General features: G+C 57.5%; 1 protein-coding gene. It reads left to right on the top strand.

The window, feature by feature from the left end:
• A partial coding sequence (locus HMPREF2565_RS08825) for a YPDG domain-containing protein (protein ID WP_210385897.1) occupies positions 1-857 on the top strand: 857 nt, incomplete at both ends.

Raw genomic sequence — 857 nt, 5'->3', positions numbered from 1 at the left:
CACGGTTGAAGAGCCTGACGCTAAGGACAACGAGAAGTACGAGCCTGAGTACGACGGTGGCACCGGCCAGCCTGGCGACGACGTCAAGATCGACAAGCCAGAGTTCAAGGACGGCGACAACAACAAGGTAACGCCTCCTGAGGGCACGACCTTCACCCCAGGTGAAGGTACCCCAGAGGGCGTGACCGTCAACGAGGATGGTTCCATCGACGTGACCATCCCTGAGGACGCAACGCCTGGTGACAAGATCACTGTTCCGGTTGAGGTGACTTACCCAGACAGTTCCACCGACGAGGTGACTGTCACGGTCACGGTGACCGAGAAGGATGCCACCCCAGTTACGCCAGCTGCACCTAAGGAAAACAACCCATCCTCGGGCGCATCGGCTGAAGATCCAGCATCCTGTGACATTCCGCCGTACGTCGCCGTCGAAAAGACCGAAGGTGTCGAGTACAAGGTGACCGTTGATGGTAAGGAACTGACGCCGGACGCTGACGGCAAGTACGTCTACGAGTACGGCCAGACCGTCAAGGTTGAGGCATTCCCGACCGAGGGCTACACCTTCCCTGAAGGTGCTACGACCACGTGGACCTACACGACCGAGCAGAACGAAGTCTGTGAGGATCCAGAGGTTGAGAAGCCTGACTGGAAGGATGACAAGGGTAAGCCTGGTGAGAAGGTTGAAATCCCGAACACCGGCGGTGACGTTCCGGAGGGCACCACGGTTGAGGTGACTGACGGTCCGGGTAAGGCTGAGATCGATGAAAACGGCAAGATCGTTGTCGACATCGATAAGGATGCTAAGCCTGGTGACAAGGTTGTTGTCGTTGTCAAGGACAAGGACGGCAACGAGATCG

This window comes from Corynebacterium sp. HMSC072A04 (assembly GCF_001809235.1).
Classification (GTDB): Bacteria; Actinomycetota; Actinomycetes; order Mycobacteriales; family Mycobacteriaceae; genus Corynebacterium; species Corynebacterium hiratae.
The sequence above is the reverse complement of the archived record's forward strand: the minus strand, read 5'-3'. Positions and strand labels throughout refer to the sequence as shown.